Here is a 21,227-nt window from a genome sequence, read left to right as displayed (position 1 = left end):
CTTCACGTTGACACGGTCTCTCAATGTGTATCAATATTGATTTTCATCAACATTGTGAGGTGCGAGCGTGGAGTGGATCGACGCGGCCACGGCGGCCGAGCGGCTCGGCGTGAAGCCGGCCACGCTCTACGCCTATGTCAGCAGGGGCGTGCTCAAGCGCCGCCACGGCGAGGACGGGCGGCGCAGCCTGTTCGACGCCGCCGAGATCGAGCGGCTGGCCCGCCGCGGCCGTCCCCGCAGCCAGCCGCCGGAGCTGGTCATCGAGTCGGCCATCACGGCCCTCGTCCTGGACCGTCCGCACTACCGCGGTCACGACGCGCTGGCGCTGGCACAGGGGACGGGCTTCGAGGCCGTGGCCGAGTGGCTCTGGACCGCGGACCCCGCCGTCCTGGACGCACCTGCCAACGGTGTCACCCCTCGCGCGGCCGGCCTGGCGGGCGAGGGGCGTCGGGACGAGGCGGCCCCCCGGCGTCCGGGGGATCTCCGCGACCGTGCGGCGCCTGTGTGGGCAGCCGACCCCGAGGCGCTGCGAGCCGCGGTGACGGCGCAGCGTGGCCTCCCCGAGGGCATCCTGCCGCTCGACCGCCTCCAGGTCATCATCACGGTCCTCGGCGCCTCCGACTCACTCCGCTACCACCTCGACCCCGAATCCGTCACCGCCACGGCCCGCCGTCTCATCGCCGGCCTCGTCGAAGCCCTCCCTCTCGTCCAGCCTCACGCGGTGGCCGGTGGCGCGTCGATCGCCAAGCGGCTCTGGCCGCGGTTGAGCCCGCTCCCCGCCACCCCGGCCCTGGTCCGCGCTCTGGAGGCCGCGCTCGTGCTGCTCGCCGACCACGAGCTGGCGGCCTCGACCCTGGCCGCGCGGGTGGCCGCGTCCGCCCGCGCCGACCCGTACGCCGTGGTGCTCACCGGCCTCGGCGTGCTCGGCGGCCCCCTGCACGGCGGTGCCTCCTACGCCGCCGAGCGGCTGCTGGCCGAGGTCGCCACCCCCGCCCAGGCCCACCGCGTCATCGCCGACCGGATCCGCCGAGGCGAGCGCATCCCGGGCTTCGGCCACAGCGTCTACAAGAACGGCGACGCCCGGGGAAGCCTCCTGATGGATCTGGTCGCCGAGGCGGTGCCGGGCCACGAGCGGCTGGCCGCGGCCCAGGCCGTGCTTGAGGAGGTCCGCCGGCGCCGCCTCCCCGAGCGGAACGTCGACTTCGCCCTCGCCACCCTCGTCGCGGCCACCGGCATGATCAGCGGCGCCGGCGAGGCCGTCTTCGCCATCGCCAGGACCGCCGGCTGGCTGGCCCACGCCATGGAGGAGTACGCCACCGGCTCCCTGCTCCGGCTACGCGCCGCCTACGTCGGCCCGCCGATCAGGTGACGCGACCCGGTGACCGGCGCGCAGCAGCACCTCCCGCAATGCCCTGGCGTTCTTCACGACCAGGCTGGATCCGGTGCGCTGGGCGACCACCGTGACCTCCGCGATCTCACCCGAGGCGTCGCAGCGTGCCGCGCACTCCACGGCGAGCGCGAGCAGTTCGCCCGCGCCATGAACCGGCTTGTCGTCCAGCAGACGGGGCAGGGCGCCTTCGAACACGGACCACACGACGCCGTGCGCGCCCGTGTCGGCCATCATGCGCAGGGTCTCGGCCAGGCGGTTGGCCGGGAGCCCTCCTCGATGGACGAGGGCGGCGAGCTGGCACCCGAACAGGCCGGCGTCGAGCTGGCCCCGGGCGGCGAGCACCAGCACCGCGTCCACCGCGGGCCCCCGGTCCACCGGACGGCTGGTCCCCATGCTGTCGGCCAGCAGCAGGTGCACCGCGAACCCCGCGGGGCCGCCGGACTCCGCCATGAACGGGAGCGCCGCCGTCCAGCCCCGGTCATTCTCGTGATCCTCGAAGTAGTCGCGGGCGGCGACCACATCGCGATGATGGGGAAGCTGCGCGAACCAGAACATCTGAGGCGGCTCCACGACGTACTGGCGGCGCTGCTGGTGGGGCCCGATCAGGTCGGCCACTGCCTGGGGCGGCGCGGGATCGAGGGTCAGCCCGGGAGCCGCCGGTGACCGCGGCTGGTTCCGGCGCGGCTGCGTGTCCAGCCCCCAGCCCGGTGGTTCGGACTCCTGGTGCGGCAGGCCGCCCGTGCGCAGCCAGTCCGCCGTCCGCTTCCCGGCCGCAGAGCCGAGGCTCTCGGCCGCGACGAGCACCTGCGAGTCCGCTCCCGGGGTGACGCGCAGCAACGCCTGCGCCAGGTCAACCGGGGCGGGGGTGACGCCGAGCCTCTCGCACGCCGTGAGGCGTTCCACCAGTACGGCCGCGTCCAGCGCGCCGGTGGAGTGGGTCGGCACGGCCAGCAGGAACGGCTGGACGCCGGCCATCACCAGCTCGCTCGCCTCCACCAGGCGCGCCGCGAGCAGTTCCCCGGCCAGGGAGAACCTGGCCCTGCCGCGGCGGCGGCGAAGGCCCGTGTCCGGCTCGAGTTCCGCCACCGCCCGGGCCACCCCGTGCAGGTCCGCGGGCACGCAGTCGAACAGCGTCCGGGGCTGCTTGCGCAGCACCGGCTTCAGCGCGGCGGCCAGTGCGGCCCGGTCCAGGTGGGCGTGCCGCACCAGGCCGTCCAGGGCCCGCTCGAACGCCACCACGTCCTGATCGCCCGCGACGACCGCCGCGACCTCCTCGGCGACCTCGGCCACCGTCGCGAGGGGACCCGGCACCAGCCTCGGCCCGGACACGACCGGCAGCACGTCGGCGCGCTCCTCGGTGGTGCCGGCCGACGGCATGCCGAACAGCACGGCGGCCCGCGCGGACAGCCCCAGGCCGAGCCGCTCCGCCGCCGTCCGCAGCTCCGGCAGCACCGATTCCCCCGCGGCCTTGAGATGACGGCCGATCACCGCGAGGGCACGCTCCTGCAGTGCGGCGTCCCGGTGGTCGAACGCCGTGGCCGCGGCCGTCACGACCTGACCCGCGCGAGCCGGATCCCGTTTCGCGACCCGGTCGAGCCACGAGAGCTGGGCGCGGACCAGCTTCTTCTCCGGCCGGAGCAGGACCCGCTCGCCGGCCTCCTCCACCAGCTCCCACTCGACCAGCCCGAGCTCGTCCAGCCCGGCGAGAACCTCCTGGCCGTGGTCGGCCACCGGCGGCGACCCGTCCAGCAGCGCCAGGTAGTCCCGGGCCACGGCCGCCTGCTCGGCGGGCGTGGGCACCATGACCCGCAGGCAGTCAAGCCACGGCCGCATCTCCATCCGCGTGCCGTCCTGAAGGAGGCGTTCGAGGCAGCGGTCGAGGAGCTCGACCCGGGGGCCGGAGACCCGCGCCTGCTCGGCCGGGGTGAGCTCCATGGCCTTCAGCACGTCCATGCCCCACGGCAGGTTGCCGGAAAGGTGCGCGTAGCACCGGTCCGCCAGCAAGTCCCGATCGATCAGCCCCGGCTCGGCGAGACTGATCGCGGCCAGTTGCGCCAGCGGCAGCTCCACTCCCGGCCGCGCCAGTGCCACGGGCAGGAGCCGTGCTGTCCACGGGTCGTTGACCAGCCGTTCCTGAAAGCCGGCGCCTGGCACCCCGCCCTTCAGATGGGCGGGGCGCCGCACGTACCAGATGCAGCGATCGTGCAGCCAGGTGGTAAGGAAGGCGTCCGAGGTCGGCACCGGGCACCCCGTGTCGTGCACGAGATGCTCGACGAAGGCGAACCTGTACGTGGACTCGGACCACGCCTCCTCGCCCAGCAGCCCTGCCAGCTCGGCGCGCCACTCGACAGGACGCAGGCCGATGACGTCCACCAGCCAGGCGCCGTCCTCGCCCAGCCCTCTCAACGAGCGGCGGTTCGCGGCCACGCGGAACCACCCGGCCGCCGCCGAGGCGCTGTCCTGACACCCCAGCTCGGCGGCCAGCTGCGCGTCCAGCTCGGTCGCGGAATGCCCGCCCCAATCGGTGTCCATCACCGCACGCCGGGCCGCCAGGGCGACGTCGTTCTCCTTGCGCCGATCCGGTGTCATCCCGCCCAGCTCGCGGACCACGCCCGCGACGTCCCCGGCCTCCACGAGGTCCGGCAAGTTCATCGTGCCTCCTCCGCCATCGCGTCCCGGACCATGCGCACCGCGAGCGCGTGCTTGCACGGTCCGCGCCCTCCCCGGTACTTCGCCCACCACAGGCAGGTGCAGCTCAACCGCCCCGCCTCGTCCATCCGGACCACCTGGACGTGATCGTCCTTCCCGACCGAGGCCAGCGCGCCGTCCAGCCGGACCGAACCCTCCGCGACCAGCGTCCGCGCCCCACGCAGCCGGGGGATTGTCCGACTCCACGCGACCCGCCGAGTACGGCAGGCTCCGGTGGAAGTACGCCGCCTCCGCGAGGTCGTAGCCGATCTGCCCACCGCTCCCCAGCACCGTCAGCGCGACGCGGACCCGCTCAGGCGGCAGATGGGCCTGCCTGGCCAGCTCGGCCACGTCGACCGTCGGTTCCCAGGCCAGCAGCGCCGAGACCAGTTCCGCGTCGTCCGCCGCGGGTCCGGTGGCCAGGTCGTGCAGCACGCCGCCCTCCCCGGAGAACCCGCGCGAGGCGTCCTGCGACAGCATCAGCGTCAACCGCATCCCCGGCAGCACCACCTCCCACGCCACGGCAGCCGCGTCCTGTCCCGCCGCGATCGGCGCGTACACCCGCAGGGCCGACGCGTGCCGCAACACCTGCCGCAGAGTCAGCAGCCGCTCGGGGCCGGGCAGGCAGACCGCACCCGGCGCGGGCCGGCTCACCGGGCGCAGGGTGCGGCCCATGGGCACCACCCAGTGCGCCGCCCGAGCACCGGAGGACTTCGGCAGCGCCCGCAGCACCGCGGCCGCCTCCGCCGCCGGCACCTCGGCGCGCAGCTCGAACCCGGCCGCCAGCACCTGAGCCTCGGCGAACCCACGGACCCAGCGCCGCGGCAGCGGAACCTTCTTCTCCACGAACCGGCCGTCGAACGTGCTGACCTCCAACGCCTCCGGCCCGACCGCCAGGTGCAGGGGGTCCATCCCACCGAGCCGGGCGAGCGCTCTGCGCAGCGGCGGGTTGACGTCGACGTTGGTGGTGCCGTGACCGACCTTGTCCCCGTCGAGACCGGGTGCCAGCACGTCGAGACGCGCGTAGACCCCGCAGCAACCGGAGAACGACTCGAACCGCAACCGGTCACCGCCCGCGGTCACCACCGGATCCAGCGAGGACGACGCGCGAGGCAGGTGATAACGGGCGGCGGCCACGTCGGCGACCGCCAGCAAGGCGACCGCGGACGGGACCGGCGCGGTCAGGAAACCGCTGAACAACCGTGGATTGGCCGCCGCACCCTCGGGTGTGGCGCCGCCGGAGGTCTCCAGCGCGAGGGTGCGCCCGTCGGCCGATTCGAGCACGGCGGACGAGCGGATATAGGTGTAAATCTGCGTCGATGAAGTCATCGCGAACAACCTATGGGCAGATGGCGAAAATAGATCAACAAGTGCTGAAAACCGCAGCAGGGCGAGGAGGTCAAGAAGATCTCCGCCTGGGCGGCCGTCCTGTTCGCCCCGACGGTGGTCGGCGGCATCTACGGGATGAACTTCGACGACATGCCCGAGACGCACTGCGCCTTCGGTTACCTGTTCGCGATCCTGCTCATGGCGGCGGGCGACCTGCCCACCTACTCGGCCCGGGTCGACCTCGGCGAGCTCGCCGCCGCGGCCGGTTGGTCGGTGCGTCAAGCCGCCGACGCACGGACGCTGCGCGCGGAGTTCGCGAAGGCGCTGAGCCGGGCGGCCCGACCTTCCTGCACGTCCGGATCGACCCGGGCAACGCCTCGGGTGTCCCGAAGCTGCTGGAGGACCCGGTCGTGATCGGCCGCAGGTTTCGCGACCGGCCGGCCTCCCGCTGACTTCTCCACCGCCGCACCTCACCTCATCGGCGGCCTGCGGATCACCAGACTGAGCCGCAGGCCGTTTGGCGACGTCAGTGCTCCACGCAGGCAATGGGCGACGAAGGTGCTCGTCGTAGGGCAAAACGTGACACGTCGTGGGTCACGGTCTTTCCACGTAGGCCGCGAGCGCGCGGACCCGGTCGGCGTGCTCGTCGTGGCCGACGATCACCGGCGGCTCGTTGTAGGGCATGGCGTCGGACGAGCGACGTAGCTTGATGTACTGGCCGCAGGCGTCGATCGCGTACGGCTCCATGTCGTCCTGCAGCGCCCCGATCACCGTGATCCCGTACGTCTCGCCGATCCGGCGGAACAGCGCGACCGCCTCGCGCCGGTGCTCCTTGCCGAGGTTGCGCCCCAGCTCGTCGAGCACCAGGCACAGGTGACCGCCACCGGACGACGCGATGGCCGCCGCGCACACGAGCTTGACGGCCTTCTCGTCCATGAGCGCCGTGTTGGCCCTGCGGTTGTAGGGGACGAACCCCTGCCCCTCTCCGCGCCGCCACTTGGGCGTCACCCGCCACTGCCAGCGCTGCTCCGGATCCGCCGGCGCGGGCGGCACCGGGAACTCCAGCGTCGCGCCGTAACCGCCGTAGCCGGTGTCGAGCTTCTCGAACTCCTCGGCCACCCGGGTGAGCCTCGCCTTGATCGCCGCGCTCAACGCCGCCCGGTGCACGGCCGTGGAGTGCGCCGCCTCCTCGGCGCCCTTGGCCGCCGCGGCCAGGTCACGCTGCCGCGACACGAGCTGAGCCTCGATCTGCCGCCGCTGGTGCTTTTCGTACTCCTCCTGCCCCCGCAGGTAGGACGCCAGCGCTCCGCACACCGCCGCGAACGTCGCCTGCTCGCGCGCCGTGCTCCCGCCCCGCTCGGCCAGCAGGAACCGCAGCTCCTCGGGGATCTCTGCGTCCTCCTCGGGGAACGTGTCACGCAACGCCTGGTCGAAATGGCGCTCGGCGATCCGCCACCACTCGTCGGCGGTGCGCGGACGCTCCTCTTCGGGCAGCGCCCGGAGCCACTCGCGCGCCGCCTCGACGGTGCCGCCCCAGTCGGCGGCCAGCGCGTCGAGCTTGAGCGCCTCCCGCTCGGAGCTCACGCGCGCCTCCTGCTCGCGCGCCTGGGCACGCTCGCTCTCGTGCCGCTGCCGCCGGCCCTCCAGCCGCTCGATCTCCATGTCGCGCGTGCGGGCCCGGAAGTCGAGCGCGCCCGCCTGACGCTCGGCCTCGGCCACCGCGGGCCCGACCTCGCTGAGCGCCCCGGCCAGCTCGGCCAGTCTGGCCCGCTGACCGGCCAGCCGCGTCTCCAGCTGGGCGAGCCGCACCCCGGCCTGCGCGCCCTCGACCCGCCGCTGCGCCGCCGCGACGGCTTCCTCCCTCTCGTGTACGGTCTGCGCCGCGGTCTCCTGGATGTCACGGGCCCGGTTGAGCCGCTGCTCGGCCGCCTTGATGCGCGCCTCGCGCCCGGTCGCCACCCCGTCGAACGCCCCCACCACGCTCACCCCGGCGGCACTGACCAGCACCGACCCAGGCAACCCGGCGAGCGCCGCGACGGCGGCATCCAACTGCCCGGCGTCGACGATGACGGCATGCTCGTTCGGCCACCCCCGCAGACCGTCCAACCCCAGCCCCGCACCGCCGTTGCCCGTACTGGCGTTGCCCGTACTGGCATTGCCCGCGCCGCTGTTGCTCGCACCGGGATGGACGCCCCCGTCTGCCTCGCCATCCTTGCCGCCGCCGTCTGCGCCGCCGTCCACGATCGGCGCGGCGTCCGCGGCGTCCGCGGCGTCCGCGGCGTCCGCGACGCCTGGGCCGGCCGCGTGGGCGTAGTCGCGCGCCTGCTCGGCCACGTCGAGAGCGTCGAGCAAACCCGTCGCGTCCACACCTGCGGCGGCCAGCGCGTTGAGCTGGGCCGCCGCCGGGCCGCCTTCGGCGTCGTCGAGCGCGGCCTGGGCGGAGCTCACCTCCTGGTCGGCCACGCCGAGGGCCTTCAACGCCTCGTTGAGCCGCTGCCGGGCCTCCGTAAGCTCCCGTTGGGCGGCCGGCACGTCGCGGCCGTCGGCGAACCGCCGGGTCTCCTCCAGCGCCGGAAGCCGGCCACGCAGCTCGTCGGCGGAGTTTTCGGCCACCGCCCGGTCGGCCTCGAGCTTGGCGGCCCGCGCCTGGAGCGCCGCCAGCTCCTTGCGCGCCTCGCTGACCCGCCGATCGAGCGTGTCGTCCTTCAGCGTGGCGATCTCCGCCTTGACCATGGCGATCGCCTCGCCGGCCGTCTCACCCGCCGCGAGGTGCCGGTCGAGCTCGGCGGCCATGATCTCGTCCTTGGCCGCCGCGTCGGCCAGCTTGCGCGCCTGCCGGCCGCGCCAGCACCGCAGCGCGTCGGCCAGCCGCACCCTCGCCTGATCGCGACGGTCGAAGGTGCCCAGCAGCGCCTTCGACTCCGCCTCGAACTCGGCCAGCCGGTCGCGCGCCTGCGCGGCCCGCACCCGCTTGGCGTGCTCGTCGCGACGCGCCTCCCGCTCCTGCTCCAGCTCGGCGTCGAGGCCCGTCAACGCCGCGATGGCCTCGAACACGCGCTCCGGCGAGATCTCGTTGAGCGGCTGGGAGAGCAGGTTGGTGGCCACCTTGCTGCGGACCGACGTGGAAAGGAAGGACACGCACCGCACCCGGTCGCCGTAGAGCACCTTCGTCAGGTCGCGGGCCACCACGTCGCGCCGCCCGGCGGACCGGGGCAGCGACGCCCAGATCTCGTCGGCCCGGGCCACCCGCTCGGCCTCGGACGCGGCCGACGCCAGCCGCACGCCGTCGCGCCAGCGGATCTCCAGATGCGGCGCCTCCTGGTTGACCCTGAGCCACACGGTGACGGCTCCACCGGAGGTGTCGGGCAGCGCGAACAACTCCTCATCGCCCGCGCCGGAGCGCGCCCCGTCGCCCGGAGAGCCGCCGCCGGGGGCGGGTGGCGATCCGTCGCCGGAGCTGCCCGGGGCTTGTGGCGATCCGTCACCGAGACTGCCAGAGATGTGCGGGGGGCCGTCGGGGTGGCCGAACACGCCGACGATGTAGCCGTGGTCGGCGCTGGCCCACTGGCGGGCGCCCGCGCCGCTGGCCAGCTCGGCGTTGAACAGCAGCTCCGACACCGCCTTGGCGCCGGAGGCGAAGCGCCACTGCTCGTCACCCAGCAGCGCCGTGATCGAGGCGATGAACGACGACTTGCCCGCGCCGTTGGAGTCCTTGGGCCCCGCCCCGGCCACCACGATGAGCGTGCCAGGCACGGTCGGCACCGGATGGGTCGAAAGCCGTGAGATGTTGACCGCCTGCACGGCGATCAGCACCCGGTCTCCGACCACGTTCTCCACCTGCGACACCCGAACCCCCGTCACTCTCGCATCCGTCATCCGCCCTGCCCGGCCATCGCCGCCGTGCCCCGCCGCGCGGCCGGTCACCTGGTTGTTCGCCGCGCGCGCACGGCCGCGGCCAGCGGCGTGTGCGGCCCGGCCGCCAGGATCAGCTCCTCCTGCAACCGCCGCCGCGCCACCGGAGTGAGCCGGTGGAACTGTGGGCCAGGCACGTAGCCACCCGCCTCCTCGCCGGCCTTCACCTGCGTCAGCAGGCCGGCGTGGCGCAGCCTGCGCAGCGCCGCCTCCAGCTCGCCGATCGGCAGCTGGGTGTGGCGGCGAAGCTCCTCGGCCGGCGTGGGATGCGGCGACGCCCAGGTGTCCTCGGGCAGCAGGCCCTCCGCCCGGGGGATCGCCACCGAGTGCACCAGCACCAGGGTCAGCACCGCCCGCTCGCCCTCGCCCAGCCGGGCGCCCGCCCCGGCGGCGCCATCGTCGTAGCCCGAGATCCAGCGCTCCCTGTGCTGGATCAGCGTGCGCCCGCGCCGGGCCAGCATCTCGCCCAGCGTGTGCCGCAACGCGGGATCGCGCAGCGCTCCGAACCGGGCCTCCTGCACGGGCTCGGCGGCGTGCTCCACCGCCATGAACGCCGCGACCAGCTCGGCCCGCCGCCGCTCGTCGTAGCCGTCGAGCAGGTCACCGAACTCCGCGGCGTCCTCCTCGACCCGCCCTCCGAGCGCCGGAGCCGTGTGATCCGCGGCCACCAGGTCGGCGTCGGCCACCACGGTCAGCTCGCTCCGCTCAGGCTGGGGAATGCGGCGTACGAGCTCCTTGAGCTGCGCGTGCGACTCCACCGGCCACAGCGCGCACCGGGGCCCGAGCGAGACGAGGCCGTCGGACATGACGATCCACGCGGAGTCGTGCAACCGGCGCAGCGCCCCGATCGCCCAGTTGCGCATGAGGTCGTCGCTCCGCCCGATCAGCGTCCGGTAGGTGTCGAGCACCAGCTCGACCGGAGCGGGCTCGCCGGGCCACGGATCCACTGACAGGTCGGGCCAGCAGCAGGTGAGGCACGCCGCGAGCACCCGCCGGGTCTCACCGGAGCGCTCCACCGGGACGGGCGCCACCTGGTATTCGTCCAGCAGCGACGGCGTCGCCCCGTCGGGCCACACCGGCAGTGCCTCGCCGCTGGAGTCGGAACGCGTGAGCCGGAGCATGCCCGCGGGCGCCGGCTCCCCGGCGCCCAGCCGGAGCGGACCGCCCGAACGCGCCCGCACATGCGCCTTGGCCTGCCCCTGCGGCGCCGTGTCCCGGACGGGCGAGGGCGCGGAGGATTCGGGGACGGTCACGGGGTGCGCTCCAGGTGTCCGTGGGACAGCCACGCGGGCCGGCGCGCCGGATCGATGGTGAGGTCGTCGGACCACACCAGCCGGTAGGGCAGCTCGGGACGCAGATCGACGGAGGTCAGGTCGGCGAGCAGGCGGCGCGCGGACGGCCAGTCGGACGCCAGCACGTCGGTCAGGGCCACCCGTGACGACGCCCCCAGCAGGGACTCCGCGACGGCGGCGAGGCGTTCGACCGCGGCGCCGGGAGAGGAGTCGAGCGAGCCCTCGGGGCCGGGGTCGGGCAGCGTGGAACGCGGGGGAGTGGGCTGCGCCGGAGCCGGGCGCGGCGCCTCGTCGACCGCGCGGGCGATCGCCGCCGGGTCGTGCCAGGGCGCCGGGGCGTCGAAGACGAAGTCGTCGAGCACCGAGGCGAGCCGCTCCTTGGACGCCGTCTGGGTGAACGTGCGCCACGTCTCCGTCGGGAGCAGCGTCAGGTTGCGGGTGGTGCCCGCCGAGTCGGCCAGCCGGCCGGCCGCGCGCCGGGAGGCGTCGCTGTAGGCGTAGATGGCCGAGCGCAGGTCGGTGCAGACCCGGTCGAGCTCGGGCCAGCGGGTCAGGATCGTGCCGTGCAGGCTCTGCGCCCGGCGGGCGATCTCCTCGGTGCCCCACAGCTTGGGCGCCTGCTCGCGCAGCTCCTCGATGGTGCCCATGGTGAGCGTGATCAGCTCCAGCGCCCACAGCCGGAACGCGCGGGCCAGGTTGGCGGCGCTCTGCCGGGCTTCGTCCATGGTGGTGCGGGGATCGGCGACGTTGAGGTCTTCGAGGGCCAGCAGCCGGTGCATCTCGGACTGGCCGCCGTCGTCCATCATCCGGCGGATGAACATCAGCCCGACCACGCTGGTGAACGACGCCCGGTAGCGCAACTGGTTGGGCTTGGGGAACACCTCGCGGATCGCGCCCAGCCCCTTGAGCACGCGCAGCCGGTTGTCGAACTGGTCACCCGGATAGGCGCGGCAGGCGAAGCGCATCTGCTCGTGCGTCAGCCACTCCTCGCCCGCCTCGGCGAACGCCGCGAACAGCGTCTCGGCGATGTCGACCAGGGCGGGATCGTCGACGACCGCGCCGCTGTCGCGGGCCAGCGCGGCGAACATCCGGCGGTAGGTCGACAGCACCGCCTCCTCCGAGAGGGCGGCGTCGAGAGTCAGAGGCTGTTCGGGCACGGGCTCTAAGGTAAGGCTTCGCACCGACAATCCTGGACCGCGCAGCGCGCAAGCCCGCCAGTGGTCAGAGCGGATTCATCAGGTAGGCCCCGGCCACCACCGAGGCGCACGCCACCAGCAGGAAGAAGAACACGTAGAAGCCGCCGGGCAGGAACGTCAGCCGGGCCAGCTGGTCGGCGTCGGAGTCGCGGGCCTCGCGCCTGCGGCGCTTGCGTTGCAGCTCGACGATCGGCCGCACCCCGCCGAGCAGCAGGAACCAGACCGCGGCCAGGGCCGCCGCCTGCTGCACCTCGTTCGGCGCGTACATCGACAGGGCGAACACCGCGCCGCCGGTCGCCAGCAGGATCAGCGCGCCGTACAGATTGCGGATCAGCAGCAGCATGCAGACGAGGAAGAGCAGCACGACCCAGATCAGCAGCGTGATGCGGCCCTGCTCGGTCAGCAAGGCGGCGGCGAGCCCGAGCAGCGACGGCGCGAGGTAGCCGGCGAGCGCGGTCAGCACCATGCCGGGGCCGTTGGGCCTGCCCCGGGTCAGCGTCACGCCCGAGGTGTCGGAGTGGAGCCGGATGCCTTCGAGTTTGCGCCGGGTGAGCAGCGCCATCAGCGCGTGGCCGCCCTCGTGCGCGATCGTGATCAGCCCTCGGGACAGCTGCCAGGAGGTGCGGAAGGAGACGATCACGAGCGCGGCGAGTGCCGAGATCACCACGACCCACGGGTCGGGGGCGGGTTGAACCTCGATCAGGTGGGCCCAGAGCTTGTCCATCAGGAGAAAACCCTATCCGGGTAAAGTCTCGGCTGTGCTCACAGAATCCGATTCTGATGCCGGAGTGCCGGAGTGGTGGCGATCACTGGGCCTGCCCGGCCTGATCGACCTGCACGTCCACTTCCTGCCCGAGCGGATGGAGCGCAGGGTCTGGCACCACTTCGAGCACGGCGGCCCGCTCATGGGCGGTGGCTGGAAGATCGAGTACCAGTGGCCGGTGGAGCAGCGCGTCGCCCGGCTGCGCGAGCTGGGCGTGCGGTCGTTCCCCGCGCTCGCCTACGCGCACCGGCCGGACATGGCCGCCGATCTGAACGACTGGACCCTGGACTTCGCCCGCCGCACCCCGGGCTGCCTGCCGTCGGCGACCTTCTACCCCGAGCCCGGAGCCGCCGGCTACGTGCGGCGGGCGCTGGCGGACGGGGCGCGGATCTTCAAGGTGCATCTCCAGGTGGGCGGGTTCGATCCGCGGGCGGAGGAGCTCGACGAGATCTGGGGGCTGCTGGCCGAGTCGGGCCTGCCGGTGATCGTGCACGCCAGCTCGGTGCCGGTGCCCGGCGGCCACATCGGGCCCGAGCCGATCGGCGAGGTGCTGCGCAGGCATCCCCGGCTCCGGGTGGTGATCGCCCACCTGGGCATGCCGGAGTACGACCCGTTCTTCGACCTGGCCGCCCGCTATGAGCGGGTGGCGCTGGACACCACGATGGCCTTCACCGACTTCGCCGAGCGCGACATGCCGTTTCCGGCGCGGTTGCGGCCCGCTTTGTTCGATTTGGGGCTGGCGGGGAAGGTGGTGCTGGGCAGCGACTTCCCGACGATTCCGCACGCGTACGCGCACCAGCTGCGGGCGCTCGACCGGCTCGGTCTCGGCGACGACTGGGTGAGGGCCGTCTGCTGGCACAACGGCGTGGCCATGGTCTCATAGGAGGGTGAACGATCGGCACGTGGCGCTGATAGGCGCCTTCTATGAAGCTCTGGGGCGCGTCGACTACGCCGCCATGGAGCGCTGCTACCACCCCGAGGTGAGCTATGGCGACCCGATCTTCCAGGAGGTCGAGGGGCGCGACAGGGTCATGGCGATGTGGCGACTGCAGCTCGGGGTTCGTGACGGTCTCAGGTCCGACTACAGTGCCGTGACGGCCGACGACCGCAGCGGCAGCGCCCACTGGACCGTCCGGTACGTCTTCTTGAGCACCGGACGCGAGGTGGTCAACGAGGTCGACGTGCTGTTCAGGTTCGAGGACGACCTGATCGTCCGCCACCACGACGACTTCGATTTCAAACGCTGGTCCCGGATGGCCCTCGGCAGGCCGCACGGCCTGCTTTTCGGCTGGACGCCGATGTGGCGCAAGACCATCCGCGACCGGGCGACACACGAGCTCGACAAGTTAACGTAGAGGAGCTGTATGGCACGGACGAAGGGCTTCCGGCAAGGCGGCTCCAGCCGTGAGAAAGCACCCGAGCACTCGATGGACCCCCGCGCCACCGACGAGGCCCCCAGCCGGCCGACCGTCATCGACAACGCGATCTACCAGGACGGCCGGCGCGTCGACACCCCCCAGTCGCTCGCCGACGCCTTCGAACGCCTCAAGCAGACGCCGGACGGCCTCGCCTGGATCGGCCTCTACCGGCCGCAGGAGTGGGAGCTGGCGCAGCTCGCGGAGGAGTTCGAGCTGCACGAGCTGGCGCTGGAGGACGCCGTCGTCGGCTCGCAGCGGCCGAAGTACGACCGCTACGGCGACACGTTGTTCGTGGTGCTGCGCGCGGCCGACTACCTCGACGACGTCGAGCAGGTCGCGTTCGGCGAGCTGCACGTCTTCGTCGGCCCCAACTTCGTGCTCACCGTACGGCACGCCGAGGCGCCCGACCTGCAGGCCGTCCGCAAGCGCATGGAGTCCGACCCCGAGCTGCTGCGGCAGGGCCCGCAGGCCGTGCTGTACGCCGTCCTCGACGCCGTGGTCGACGGCTACGCCCCGGTGGTGGCCGGGCTGCAGAAGGACATCGAGGAGATCGAGGCGCAGGTGTTCGGCGGCGACCCGGCGGTCTCGCGGCGCGTCTACCAGCTGTCGGGCGAGGTGATCGAGTTCCAGCGGGCCACGGCGCCGCTGGCGCGGATGATCGACGGCTTCATCGCCGGGGCCGACAAGTACGGCGTCAACAAGGAGCTGCAGAGCTACCTGCGCGACGTGGCCGACCACGTCATCACCGTGAACGAGCGGCTGGCCGGGTTCCGCCAGATGCTGCAGAACATCCTGCTGGTCAACTCGACGCTGGTGACCCAGGCCCAGAACTCCGAGATGGCCAAGATGACCGAGGCCAGCATCCAGCAGGGCGAGGAGGTCAAGAAGATCTCCGCCTGGGCGGCCATCCTGTTCGCGCCGACGCTGGTCGGCACCATCTACGGGATGAACTTCGACGTCATGCCCGAGACTCACTGGTCGTTCGGCTACCCGTTCGCGATCGTCCTCATGGGGGCCGTCTGCCTGGTGCTCTACCTGGTCTTCAAGGGCCGCGACTGGCTTTGACGCGCTCCCCGGCGAAGTGCGTCAGCCCCAGATCGATGCCCACCTCGGCCTGAAGATCGGAGCACTGGCCCACATCTCGGTAGCGGTCGCGTCGTACGTTTTACTGGAGGTTCGAGGGGAAAGCCTGGGACGCCCATCGAGAGGAGCGCGCGTGAAGTTCGTGACTCCGCGACTGCCCCGCCGTACGACCGCCGCGCGGGTGGACGGCGACCATGCGGTGGAGATCGGCGAGCTGGTCGGCACGGGGCGCCGCGGTGCCTGACCGGCCCCGCGCCGCCGTTCGGGAGGCCGCCCGCCTGCGCTGGCTGGAGGAGGGCAGCTCCTACTTCGCCGCCCGGCTGCGCGGCTGCGACCTCGACCGGCCGAGCCTGCTGCCGGGCTGGACGGGCCGCCACCTGGTGGCGCACGTCGCCTCCAACGCGCGCGCTCTGGGCAGGCTCGTGCACTGGGCGCATACGGGGGAGGAGACCCCGATGTACGCCAGGGGCGGAGCGCGCGAGGCCGAGATCGAGGAGCTGGCCCGGTTGTCGCCAGCCGCGCTCACCGAGCTGGCGGAGCGGACGGCGGCCGAGCTGCGGTCGGACCTCGCCGCGCTGAGCGAGTCCGACCTGGCCGAGCGGGTGCGCACCGCGCGGGGCCGCCTGGTGCCGGCGTCGGAGATCATCTGGATGCGCGCCCGCGAGGTGTGGGTGCACGCGGTGGACCTGGATTCGGGCGGCCGGTTCGAGGACTTCCCGCCCGACTTCGTGGACGCGCTGCTCACGGACGTGACCGGGCTGTGGGAGCGCCGCGGGCAGGGGCCCGGACTGGTGCTCCGGCCGGACGACAGGCAACGCTCCTGGGCGGTGAGCGTGCCGCCGCCCACCGGCCCGCCGGACGAGCCGGGCGTCCCGTGCGAGGTACGCGGTACCGCCGCGCGGCTGGCGGCCTGGGTCACCGGGCGCGGCCCGGCCCCCGATCCGGCCGCGCCGCCCGTCGGCCGCTGGCTCTAGACCGGCGGTTCGCCGACGGGGACCGGACCCGGACCCGGACCCGGGACCTCGCCGCCCACCCCTACCCCGGCTGGTCGTACGGCGGCTGAACGGGCCACGGGAGCATGACCGGCCCACCGGGCGTGTGCACGGTGATCACCCCGTCCACGATCGAGACCCGCGCGTCCGCCGCTCCGGGCACGATCACGGTCAGCAGCCGGGGCGCCTCCGGAGACGACACGGTCACCGCCTCGGCCGTCCGCAGATATCCGGTCGAGATGGTGCTGTTGCCCACCGTCTGCCCACCGGCCGGGCCAGCCAGGCCGGCTGATGGGAGCGCGAGGTGGAGGAGGGTCACGCGCCAGTCGCCGTCGCCGAGGACCACCACGCCGTCGCGATGGGAGACCGGCCGGAGCGACGGGTCGAAGTGCCAGCGGCTGCGCGACGCGGACCCGGCGGGGACCGAGTCCAGCACGGTCATCAGGTCGGGCCCGTGCTCGACCGGGATCTCGCGGGTACGGCACACGCCGTAGGCGTCGTCGGTGAGCCGGAAGGTCTGCCGCGAAGGGCTCAGGGTGGAGCCGGTCAGGCGGGTGGGCGTGCCCGGCCGGAACCCGGCACCCACCACGATCGGAACGTTGTGCGCCTCGGGTGAGCGGGTCCACTCGGCGTAGGCGGTCTTCTCGTAGGAGTGAAAACCGGCCTCGACCAGGATGTTCCGGCCGTGCGCGTGGTAGGTGACACCGAGGTGGTCCTCGTGCCCGTGCAACCGCCGTCCCGGCCCGAACCTGACCGAATAGTAGGCGGACCGCGGGTCGCCCCAGGAGGTTCGGCCGAAGACGTAACCGCCGTCGAACACCTTCACCACCGGCTCGCCGTGCCCGAAGGCGGTCGCGAAGGCGGGCGCGCGGGTGCCCGCCGGGCTGTCCCCGATGGGCACCAGACGGCCGTCGGGCTGGGTGGCGTGCGCGATGTACGTCTCGAGCGAGGCGCGGCGGCCGGTGAGCCGCGTGGGCACCGGCGCGCCGCTCTCCTCGATCGCGCGCAGTGCCACGCCCAGCCGCCGGTGGACGTAGAGGCCGTATCTCGGGGCCTGCTCGTGCAGCACGCCCTGCGCGTCGATGGACAGTTCGGCCGAGGCGGTCATCCGCCGGATCGCCAGCTTGCGCCACCCGTCCCGGCCCAGGCGGCTGCCGACCACCAGCAGCCCGATGTCCTGGTCCAGCCCGTGGTTGTGGCCCTGCCGGTACAACGCGGAATCGGCCAGGACCTCGCCGTGCTCGGCCAGGCCGTCCCAGAGGCGGTCAGTCCGTACGTGCGCGCTGAGGCAGACGAGCACCGGGGCGCGCAGCGCGACCGCGTGCTCGGCCCAGGCCCAGGGGCTGACGCCGGGTCCGCCCCGGGGGTTCTCACGCAGCCAGTCATGGGTGACCGCGGCGGCCCGGTCGAGAAGGTCCTGGTCGCCGGTCCGCTCGTACGCGGCGACCAGCCGCCCCGCCCAGCGCAGCGTGTGCAGGTTCAGCGCCCACGAGCGGTTCCCGTGCGGGTTCGACCGCCAGTCGACGTCCGTGCCCAGGTCCACGGGCGGCAGGCCGGCGAACCTGACCCGGCCGCGCATCACCTCCGGTACGTCGACCACGGGAAACTGGTCGGCCAGGCAGATGGCCCGGCCGGATCGGCTACGCCAGAACACCTCAACGCTCCTGATTCCGGGCGCGCGAAACCCACGCGCGGTGCGATGAACGAAGGCGCGTCGCGGCCTTCCAGCCGCTCTTCCAGCCGCGGAACGTGCCCGGGCATCGGGCATCCGCGTGTGACCGCGTCTACGGGCGGTCACCCGCCTCGCCGGTTACGGCATCCGGGCCGGGTCGCCGGGGGGCTAGCGGTGTGTGGGGGCGGGTGGGGCCGTGTCGGTCCAGCCGGCGTCCAGGACCAGTTCGAGCCGTTCGGTCGTGCCGTCCGGGCCGGTGTCGGCGCAGGACAGGACCTGTGAGCTGGCCGGGTCGATGATCAGGATCCGGCGCACCCCCGGGCCGGGGGTGAAGGCGAACGCTTCGCCCGGCCGGCCCCGCTGGTCGGTGCGGCCACCCAGGTAACGGACGTCCGGCAGGTCGGCGAGCAGCCGGTAGGCGGCGGCCCGGACGCCGGGCGGGGACGGCTTGCTCCACAGCAGCCCGCTGAGCGCGTCGGCCATGACCCCGTCGCCGGAGTTCGCGGGCAGGCTCCCGGCCACCCACGCGCGCAGCGCGCCGGAGTCGGACGGCAGTCGCAGGATCTGCTCCAAGGTCAGGTCCCGCCCGGCCATGCTGAAGGGCGCCCTCCCGGTCACCCTGGTGACCGTGAGCGGCTCACCCAGCGCCCCCTGCCCGCGCCAGGCCCGGCCGTCTCCGTCGACCCACAGCTCGGTGACCCCTGTCTCCGGGCGCAGCTTCCTGACGTGCCAGTACGCTCCTCCGCTCGTGGGACCCGAGGCGGCCGTGGAGGCGGCCGCGAGCAGGATCGACCGTCCGGACAGGCCATCCCGCGACGGCAGGGTGAACGCCACCGCGAGCACCGCCGCGGCGAGGCAGGTGACGGCCGCCGTCCAGGACAGGCGCCTGCGGATGACGCGCCGCGGTTCGGCCGCCAGCCGCTGCCGCACCCTGACCTTGGCTGTGGGATCGGGCTGCGGGTCGCCGTACAGGTCGCGGATCCGCTGCAGGTCATCCACGGTCGGCCTCCTCCAGGACGTGCATCGGATTGCTGCCGCCCAGGGCGCCGCGCAGCTTCTTCCTGGCCCGGTTCAGCCGCGAACCGACGGTGCCGTACGGGATGCCGAGCGCCGTGCCGATCTCCTGGTGGCTCAGCCCGGCCAGGGCGACGAGCAGCACGACGTCGCGGTCGCGCTGGTCGAGCTGGGCCAGGGCCGCCGCGAGGTCAGGCCGCAGGCTCTGCGCGCTGACCCGTACCGTGACCCGGTCCTCGGGGCCGGGCGCGTCGGCGTCCGGCCCGTGCCGGCCGAGCGCCCGCAGCGTCCGGGCCTCCAGGCGGCGATGCTTGCCGACCAGCTTCGTGGCGATCCCGTACAGCCAGGCCCGCACGCTCGCGCGGTCCGGGTCGTAGGCCGCGCGCTTGCGGAACGCGACGAGGAACACGTCGGCGACGACGTCCTCGGCGCTGTCCGGGCCGAGCCGCTGGGCGACGTAACCGTGGATCTCGCCGAAGTAGGCGTCGAACACCTCGGCGAACACCTCGCCGTCGGCGAGCGAGCGCCGCGCGGACACGGCTTCCCCTGGCGGGCCGGCGGCCCACGACATCGCCGTCACGATTCTTCCCCCGACATGTGCTCCCCTCCGGACGCGATCAGCGGACACCTCTTATCCCCCGATGGGCCGGATCGCTTTCACGGCGGCATCACGCCGGACGAACGCGGCCGGGCGTTCTTCCGTGCGGAACGCGCGGCCAGGTTACGCCGAACGGCTCCAGCCCGTGGATCGGGCTGGAGCCGTACGCGCTCAGCGGGAGGTCAGAGCGGCGGGTTGGCGTTCTGCAGCAACTGCCGGAACTGGGCGGAGAACCAGTGGCCGGACAGCGGCGCGTTGGGCAGCGAACCGGTCAGGTTGTTGCCGTTGCGGTCGTTACCGGTGTAGGTCGGGTCGCACATCCGGTCGAAGCCCTTGCCCTCGTCGTTGGCGATCTCCGTGCTGGAGCCGTCCGACTCGCCGGGCGGCTTGATCCAGACGTAGGCGTCCAGGCCCGTCGCCGGGTTGGCGCGCGGACGCTCGCCGAGGCCGGCGCCGCTCTGGTTGCACCAGTTGCCGGCGTGGATCCGCCGGTCGGTGCGGGACTGGTCGACGAACGTGTTCACGTCGGTCGAGGTGCTGGGACCGGTGGGCCTTGCGCTGCCGCCCCAGCCGTTGCGCGAGGTGTCGATCAGCATGCCGATGGTGTTCGGGAAGCCCTTGGACACCAGGGCCGTCCGGAACGCCTGGGCGAAGGTCAGCTCGTCGACGTAGTCGTTCCAGTCGAGCCACGTCGACTGCCGGACCGAGGTGCCGTTGACGGTGGTACCGATGGAGAAGTGCGGCTCGGTCAGGGCCGAGTAGTTGGCCGTGTTGGTGATGAACCCGTCGATGCTGGCGTAGCCGGCCGTGGTGCCGCGGGCGGTCGAGGCGATCAGGTCGGCGGTCGGGCCGAAGTTGCTGGACCAGCCGATCCAGCCGTGGTGCGCGGCGTCGAGGTAGGTGTAGACGTTCGAGATCGCGTGCAGCTTGTTCAGCGCGTACTGGACGCCCTGCACGTACGCGCCGGACGACTGCGCCTCCTGGCACTTGGCCAAGCCGAGGTTGGTGATCAGGTTGGGCAGGGAGTCGATCTCGACGATGGTGACGATCCGCAGGGCGGCGTACTTGGGGTCGGCCATGATGGCGGCGATCGGATCGATGTACTCGGTCTTGTACCTGTTAAGGCCGTTCTGGGCGATGAGGAGCTCGCCGTTGGAGGCCAGGGCCGAGCAGTCGCGGTTGGGCAGGTTGTAGATGACGACCTGGATGGTCAGCGGCGCGCTGCCGTTGGCGGCGTCCTGGGTGACGGCCGCGTCCAGGTGGGCGCGCAGGCCCCGGCCGCTCGTGGTGCCGTTGATGGCCGCGATGCGGTCCATCCACACGCCGGTCGAGATGTTGGCCACGGCCGAGCCGCCGGGCTCCGCCGACGCCTTGGCCGACCAGTCGGCGTTCACGTAGCCGGTGGCCCCCGCGTACGGGTTGTCCACGTGGCCGGTGCCGCCGCCGGTGTCGTTGTCGGCTTCGGTGGCGGTGACGGTGACGCTGGTCAGGCCGGTGGAGGCGACGGTGATGGGCCGGGTGCCGTTGGTGGTGTCACTGTCCTCGGCTGCGGCGACGGTCACGTTCTGCGGGGTGTTCCAGTTGGCCGTGGTGAAGGTCAGCGACGCGCCGGAGGTGATGGTCAGGCTGGTGTCGCCGCTGCCGGCCGTGGAGGTGACGGTGACGTTCGCCGTGGGCTGGGTCCGCAGGCGCACCGAGTAGGTGGCGCTGGAGCCTTCGGGGACGGTCAGCGCGGTGGGGGTGACGACCAGTGCCTGCTGGCCGGGGTCGGGTCCGGGGCCTGATCCGCCGCAGGTGACGCCGTTGATGGCGAAGGTGGCGGGGTTGGTGTTGGTCGTGGTGTAGGTGCCGTTGAAGCCGATGGTCCATTGGGCTCCGGT

Annotated in this window: 14 protein-coding genes and 1 pseudogene; 6 read left to right on the top strand and 9 right to left on the bottom strand. The window is 73.0% G+C overall.

Features of this window, described 5'->3' with window-relative positions; all coding sequences use genetic code 11:
* Positions 1-67 precede the first annotated feature (67 nt).
* Positions 68-1,369, top strand: coding sequence for a citrate/2-methylcitrate synthase (locus AB0I38_RS37815; RefSeq protein WP_358493870.1), 1,302 nt, complete (start codon positions 68-70; stop codon positions 1,367-1,369).
* On the opposite strand, the gene AB0I38_RS40465 is transcribed toward AB0I38_RS37815, so the two are convergent.
* Positions 1,334-5,407 (bottom strand): hypothetical protein, encoded by a 4,074-nt coding sequence (locus AB0I38_RS40465; protein WP_436838823.1) that lies wholly within the window; start codon positions 5,405-5,407, stop codon positions 1,334-1,336. The genes AB0I38_RS37815 and AB0I38_RS40465 overlap by 36 nt on opposite strands.
* A gap of 66 nt (positions 5,408-5,473) precedes the next feature.
* Here AB0I38_RS40465 and AB0I38_RS37795 point away from each other — a divergent pair.
* Positions 5,474-5,821 (top strand): annotated as a pseudogene (locus AB0I38_RS37795) (CorA family divalent cation transporter); the annotation flags it as partial.
* Between the two features lie 180 nt (positions 5,822-6,001).
* On the opposite strand, the gene AB0I38_RS37790 reads toward AB0I38_RS37795, so the two are convergent.
* The 4 genes from AB0I38_RS37790 to AB0I38_RS37775 form a co-directional block, all read right to left on the bottom strand.
* Positions 6,002-9,283 (bottom strand): chromosome partitioning protein ParA, encoded by a 3,282-nt coding sequence (locus tag AB0I38_RS37790; protein WP_436838822.1) that lies wholly within the window; start codon positions 9,281-9,283, stop codon positions 6,002-6,004.
* A 44-nt stretch (positions 9,284-9,327) separates the two neighbouring features.
* Complete coding sequence (locus AB0I38_RS37785) at positions 9,328-10,572, bottom strand: hypothetical protein (RefSeq protein ID WP_358493858.1); 1,245 nt, start codon at positions 10,570-10,572, stop codon at positions 9,328-9,330.
* Positions 10,569-11,768, bottom strand: coding sequence for a hypothetical protein (locus AB0I38_RS37780; protein WP_358493855.1), 1,200 nt, complete (start codon positions 11,766-11,768; stop codon positions 10,569-10,571). Before AB0I38_RS37780 ends, AB0I38_RS37785 begins: the two co-directional genes overlap by 4 nt.
* Before the next feature lie 64 nt (positions 11,769-11,832).
* Positions 11,833-12,531: a M50 family metallopeptidase gene (locus AB0I38_RS37775; RefSeq protein ID WP_358493851.1), complete on the bottom strand. Its 699-nt coding sequence runs from the start codon at positions 12,529-12,531 to the stop codon at positions 11,833-11,835.
* Between the two features lie 34 nt (positions 12,532-12,565).
* On the opposite strand from AB0I38_RS37775, the gene AB0I38_RS37770 reads away from it, so the two are divergent.
* From AB0I38_RS37770 to AB0I38_RS37755, 4 genes are all read left to right on the top strand, one after another.
* Positions 12,566-13,453 (top strand): amidohydrolase family protein, encoded by an 888-nt coding sequence (locus AB0I38_RS37770; protein ID WP_358493847.1) that lies wholly within the window; start codon positions 12,566-12,568, stop codon positions 13,451-13,453.
* A 4-nt stretch (positions 13,454-13,457) separates the two neighbouring features.
* On the top strand, positions 13,458-13,925 hold the full coding sequence (locus AB0I38_RS37765) for a nuclear transport factor 2 family protein (protein ID WP_358493843.1): 468 nt from the start codon (positions 13,458-13,460) through the stop codon (positions 13,923-13,925).
* Between the two features lie 9 nt (positions 13,926-13,934).
* The gene (locus AB0I38_RS37760; RefSeq protein ID WP_358493836.1) at positions 13,935-15,053 is read left to right on the top strand and encodes a magnesium and cobalt transport protein CorA; all 1,119 of its coding nucleotides are present in this window, start codon (positions 13,935-13,937) and stop codon (positions 15,051-15,053) included.
* 254 nt (positions 15,054-15,307) lie between these two features.
* On the top strand, positions 15,308-16,045 hold the full coding sequence (locus AB0I38_RS37755) for a maleylpyruvate isomerase family mycothiol-dependent enzyme (protein ID WP_358493831.1): 738 nt from the start codon (positions 15,308-15,310) through the stop codon (positions 16,043-16,045).
* Between the two features lie 61 nt (positions 16,046-16,106).
* Here the strand turns inward: AB0I38_RS37755 and AB0I38_RS37750 are convergent, their stop codons facing one another.
* The 4 genes from AB0I38_RS37750 to AB0I38_RS37735 all read right to left on the bottom strand — a co-directional run.
* On the bottom strand, positions 16,107-17,717 hold the full coding sequence (locus AB0I38_RS37750) for a heparinase II/III domain-containing protein (RefSeq protein ID WP_358493826.1): 1,611 nt from the start codon (positions 17,715-17,717) through the stop codon (positions 16,107-16,109).
* 186 nt (positions 17,718-17,903) lie between these two features.
* Positions 17,904-18,734: a CU044_5270 family protein gene (locus tag AB0I38_RS37745; RefSeq protein ID WP_358493820.1), complete on the bottom strand. Its 831-nt coding sequence runs from the start codon at positions 18,732-18,734 to the stop codon at positions 17,904-17,906.
* Positions 18,727-19,320 (bottom strand): RNA polymerase sigma factor, encoded by a 594-nt coding sequence (locus tag AB0I38_RS37740; RefSeq protein WP_358494061.1) that lies wholly within the window; start codon positions 19,318-19,320, stop codon positions 18,727-18,729. The genes AB0I38_RS37745 and AB0I38_RS37740 overlap by 8 nt, the downstream gene beginning before the upstream one ends.
* 209 nt (positions 19,321-19,529) lie before the next feature.
* Positions 19,530-21,227: glycoside hydrolase family 6 protein (locus AB0I38_RS37735; protein ID WP_436838821.1), on the bottom strand; the 1,698-nt coding region annotated here is incomplete at its 5' end.

Source organism: Nonomuraea cavernae (assembly GCF_040655715.1).
Lineage (GTDB): Bacteria > Actinomycetota > Actinomycetes > Streptosporangiales > Streptosporangiaceae > Nonomuraea > Nonomuraea cavernae_A.
This window is presented reverse-complemented; position numbering and strand designations above follow the sequence as displayed.

Coding starts and splice junctions, on each gene's coding strand:
- AB0I38_RS40465 (WP_436838823.1), bottom strand. CDS start 5,407: ATGACTTCATCGACGCAGATTTACACCTATATCCGCTCGTCCGCCGTG.
- AB0I38_RS37790 (WP_436838822.1), bottom strand. CDS start 9,283: ATGACGGATGCGAGAGTGACGGGGGTTCGGGTGTCGCAGGTGGAGAAC.
- AB0I38_RS37775 (WP_358493851.1), bottom strand. CDS start 12,531: ATGGACAAGCTCTGGGCCCACCTGATCGAGGTTCAACCCGCCCCCGAC.
- AB0I38_RS37760 (WP_358493836.1), top strand. CDS start 13,935: ATGGCACGGACGAAGGGCTTCCGGCAAGGCGGCTCCAGCCGTGAGAAA.
- AB0I38_RS37740 (WP_358494061.1), bottom strand. CDS start 19,320: ATGTCGTGGGCCGCCGGCCCGCCAGGGGAAGCCGTGTCCGCGCGGCGC.